Source organism: Nocardioides sp. (assembly GCF_035703625.1).
GTDB lineage: Bacteria > Actinomycetota > Actinomycetes > Propionibacteriales > Nocardioidaceae > Nocardioides.
The window spans coordinates 1-3769 of sequence record NZ_DASSXS010000313.1; the positions used below are offsets into that span (position 1 = coordinate 1).

At 68.7% G+C, this 3769-nt stretch carries 6 protein-coding genes and 1 pseudogene; 2 read left to right on the forward strand and 5 right to left on the reverse strand.

Going from position 1 to position 3769, the window contains the following annotated elements:
- From VFN12_RS16635 to VFN12_RS16655, 5 genes and pseudogenes are all read right to left on the reverse strand, one after another.
- Positions 1-593, reverse strand: a pseudogene (locus VFN12_RS16635) (polyketide antibiotic transporter); the annotation flags it as partial.
- Complete coding sequence (locus VFN12_RS16640; protein ID WP_325119892.1) at positions 590-1480, reverse strand: ABC transporter ATP-binding protein; 891 nt, start codon at positions 1478-1480, stop codon at positions 590-592. The pseudogene VFN12_RS16635 and the gene VFN12_RS16640, both read right to left, overlap by 4 nt.
- Positions 1481-1684: 204 nt before the next feature.
- Complete coding sequence (locus VFN12_RS16645; RefSeq protein ID WP_325119893.1) at positions 1685-1885, reverse strand: hypothetical protein; 201 nt, start codon at positions 1883-1885, stop codon at positions 1685-1687.
- A gap of 190 nt (positions 1886-2075) precedes the next feature.
- Positions 2076-2279 carry a cold-shock protein gene (locus VFN12_RS16650; protein ID WP_134720686.1) on the reverse strand — a complete coding sequence of 68 codons (204 nt, stop codon included), beginning with the start codon at positions 2277-2279 and terminating at the stop codon, positions 2076-2078.
- Between the two features lie 261 nt (positions 2280-2540).
- On the reverse strand, positions 2541-2741 hold the full coding sequence (locus VFN12_RS16655) for a hypothetical protein (protein ID WP_325119896.1): 201 nt from the start codon (positions 2739-2741) through the stop codon (positions 2541-2543).
- 213 nt (positions 2742-2954) lie between these two features.
- Between VFN12_RS16655 and VFN12_RS16660 the strand changes: the two genes are divergently transcribed.
- Positions 2955-3443, forward strand: coding sequence for a DUF1269 domain-containing protein (locus VFN12_RS16660; RefSeq protein ID WP_325119897.1), 489 nt, complete (start codon positions 2955-2957; stop codon positions 3441-3443).
- 102 nt (positions 3444-3545) lie between these two features.
- Positions 3546-3769: DUF7144 family membrane protein (locus VFN12_RS16665; protein WP_422656558.1), on the forward strand; the 224-nt coding region annotated here is incomplete at its 3' end.

Consider the following 3769-nt stretch of genomic DNA (forward strand, 5'->3'; position numbering starts at 1 on the left):
ATGCCGAGGGCGGCTCGCGCGGAGGCGGTCACCTGGGCGGCCGCGGCGGCCGTGGCGGTGAAGACCAGGCCCATGCCGACCAGCTCCGCGCCGTGGAGCACCGAGGCCCCGGCCGCCAGGTCGTTGGCCATCAGGACCGCCATGTCGAGGACGCCCACCAGCAGCGAGGCGGCCGCGGCGACGAGTACGGCGGCGGCCGTGGCCGCGTGCCTCCCGGTGACCGTTCCACGGAGCAGCTCGAAGCGGCCGGACTCCTCCTCGGCCCGCGTGTGGCGCACCACCAGGAACGTCACCATCAGGGCGACGACGACCAGGGCCGTCATCGTGGTCTCGTAGGCCACGATCCCGCCGATGGTGTCCAGCGCGTCCGGGCGCCCGTTCATCAGCTTGCTGCTGGCCGAGTCGCCGACCGTGGCGCCGTACGAGGCGATCTGCTCCGGGGTCCCGTAGACGTCGATCACGGCACTCGCCGAGAGGCCCGTCATGGCGGTGAGCCCGACGATCCAGATCGGGAGTCGCAGTCGATCCCGACGCAGGATGAGCCGGATGAGGTGCCGGGTTCCGGCGAGCGAGGTCAGGCGTGGGTCGCTCACGGTGCCACCTGGTCGCCGTACTGCCTCAGGAAGAGCTCCTCGAGGGTCGGCGGGTGGGCGGTGAGCGAGCGCAGGCCGACCTCGGTGAGCACCTTCATGGCCTCGTCGAGGTCGTCGGAGTCGACGTCGAAGGTGACCCGGCCGTCGACGAAGTCGGGATTGTGGACACCGCGCAGCGCGGACAGCTCGTCGGCCCTGCGGCTGGTCTCGGCGATCACGGTGGTGCGGGTCAGGTGGCGCAGCTGGGCCAGCGTCCCGCTCTGCACCGTGCGGCCGGCACGGATGATGCTGACGCGGTCGCAGAGCGCCTCGACCTCGGCCAGGATGTGACTCGAGAGGAGAACGGTGGCGCCGCGCCCCTTGGCCTCGACCACGCACCTGCGGAAGGCCGACTCCATGATGGGGTCGAGCCCGGACGTCGGCTCGTCCAGCAGCAACAGCTCGGCTCCGGCGGACAGGGCCGCGACGAGCGCGACCTTCTGGCGGTTCCCCTTGGAGTAGGTGCGTGACTTCTTGCTCGGGTCCAGCTCGAAGAGCTCGAGCATCTCGGCGCGTCTCGTCTCGTCGAGGCCGCCGCGCATCCGGCCGAGCATGTCGATGACCTCGCCTCCGGTGAGGTTCGGCCACAGGTTGACGTCGCCGGGCACATAGGCGATCCGGCGGTGGAGGGTCGCCGCGTCGCGCCACGGGTCTCCCCCCAGCATCGAGACCGAGCCCGCGTCGGAGCGGAGCAGGCCGAGGAGCACCCGGATGGTGGTTGACTTGCCGGCACCGTTGGGCCCGAGGAAGCCGTGCACCTCACCCGGCTCGACCTCGAGGTCGAGGCCGTCGAGCGCACGTACGGAGCCGAAGGCCTTCTCCAGCCCGGCAATCTGGATGACCGTCATCCTCCGAGATTACGGTCCACAACCTGGCGGACACCGGGCGGCTCACCCGCGAGCGGGCCCTCGGACGCCGGGGAGGGCGGTGGCTCGTCGAGACAGCGGAGTTCCTGAGGTTCACCCGGGCGGACCTCGACGACCTGCCCAGCGGTGGGCGTCGTACCGCGACGGGGCGAGCAGCAGACCGAGGCGCGCCAGACCAGCGACTGGCTAGTTCTCGAGACCCGGAGCAAGGCCGAGGATCCGGTCGATCTCGGCCGTCGAGAGCGGCTGGTCGGACTCGGTCGCGGCAATGATGAGGTTGGTGGTGAGCTCAACCTCGCCAAGGAGGTCCGAATCCTCCAGCGTGACGTCGAACTGATCGTGCAACGCGCGCTCCTCGCAGGTATGGGTGGGGGCGGTTCCCTCCACTGCACACTTTGCCCGTTCGGAGGGGGACCTAAACTTTTTCGATCGAAATCTGACCCATCCGAGCCCCTCAAACCACCCGAATGGAATCCGGGGCCCCGACATCGTCGAGGCCCCGGATGAAGCATGGTGCGGACAGGTGCTGTCCGTCCGGCTTCGAGATCAGCCTGCGCTGATCGTCAGCGTCCGCTGATCAGAGCGGGCGAACGTTCTCCGCCTGGGGACCCTTCGGGCCCTGGGTGACGTCGAACTCGACCTTCTGGTTCTCGTCCAGGGACTTGTAGCCCTGGGTCTGGATCGCCGAGTAGTGCACGAAGACGTCGTCGCCGCCGTCCTCCTGCGCGATGAAGCCGAAACCCTTCTCGGCGTTGAACCACTTCACGGTGCCTTGAGCCATTGCGCTGTACTCCTATATCGGTGCGATGAGCCGTCACTTCGACGGCCCGCCTCAGATGCGGTGACACGTCGCTCCGACATGTGGATTGGCACCACAAAAACGAAACGCCGTTGGATCACAAACTCCGCGGGCGTCGACCTGCTGGAACTTTTGCACCTGTTGCACGAGCGACACTACCAACCAGCACGCGGATGCGAACATCCCGGCGCCGTGTTTCGTCAGACGGTGGATGAACACTTCGTGACCGGTCGGTCAGAGGTCTCACTCCGGCAGCGTCACGATCTCCACGATGTCGATGCCGAGGGAGCGCAGCAGGCTCAGCACGCCCTCCAGCTCGTCCTGTCCCGTCAGGTCGCCCATCAACGTCGTCTGGACCGAGTGGTCCCGCACCATCAGGGCCGGAAACGCCGTGGTCAACTCGTCCGAGAGCTTCGCGTTGACGCGGATCAGGACTTTGGTCACCGGGCTCCCCTCGATCGCGTGTCACTCCTGTCGCCTGGGTTCGACGGCTGCGGCCGAGGCTAGGCATCGGAACACCGCTGCGCCTCACGGTTTTCGGGGGAGCCCGGGCCGCCACCGTTCACGAGCAACGGGTGAGCCGCGCAACCGACCCGCGCTGAACAGTCGGGAGCACCCACGAAGCGGCGCTGCCCACGGACGTCGCGAGGAGGACGAATGGCCACCTTGACCGTGTGGACCTTCACCACCTCGACGGGGGCCGAGGAGGCATCGGCCAGGGTGCAGGACCTGGCCAGGAACGGCGGGGTGGTCGTCCACGACGCAGCCACGGTGAGCTGGGACCCGGCGGCGCGGAAACCGACCACCGGCCAGCTGGCCGCAACCCCCGCCGCGGAGTCCCTCGGCAGGCCGTTCTGGGGCCTGCTCCTCGGCCACATCTTCCTGATCCCTCTCCTGGGAGCGGCGATGGGCGCCGCGACCGGAGCCGTCGCGGGCCCTCTCGCGGACGTCGGGATCGACGACATCTTCATCAACAAGGTGCGCGACCAGATCACGCCGGGGACGTCGGGCCTGTTCGTGCTCGGCCCCGATGGGGTCGGCGACGCCCTGGCCGCTGAGCTTGCGCCGTGGAACCCCGACGAGCCGATCCTCACCAGGCTCAGCCCGGAGCAGGAGGCTGCCCTGCGCTGGGTGTTCCTCGAGTGACCGACCCGTTGGCCCGTTCCGGGTGACCCGCCGGCAGTCCGCGCTTCCTAGAGTCCGGCATCGGGGCGAGCGGGTCCCGCGACGCACGTGAGAGGAGCTCCCATGAGCGCAGTTTCGAGTCCGCGGTCGTACGACCCCGATGAGGACACCTGGGCCTCCGGCGTCACGACGTTCGCGGCCGTCACCCTGATCACCCTCTCGATCTTCCAGATCCTCCAGGCGATCGCCGCGATCGCCAGGGACGAGGTGTTCGTCAGCGGGGTCAGCTACACCTACGCGATCGACCTCGCCACCTGGGGCTGGATCCACCTGGCGCTCGGCGTCCT

Bases quoted from the DNA above. Each gene is read 5' to 3' on its own strand.
- VFN12_RS16640 (WP_325119892.1), bottom strand. From the start codon at position 1,480: ATGACGGTCATCCAGATTGCCGGGCTGGAGAAGGCCTTCGGCTCCGTA.
- VFN12_RS16650 (WP_134720686.1), bottom strand. From the start codon at position 2,279: ATGGCTCAAGGCACCGTGAAGTGGTTCAACGCCGAGAAGGGTTTCGGC.
- VFN12_RS16660 (WP_325119897.1), top strand. From the start codon at position 2,955: ATGGCCACCTTGACCGTGTGGACCTTCACCACCTCGACGGGGGCCGAG.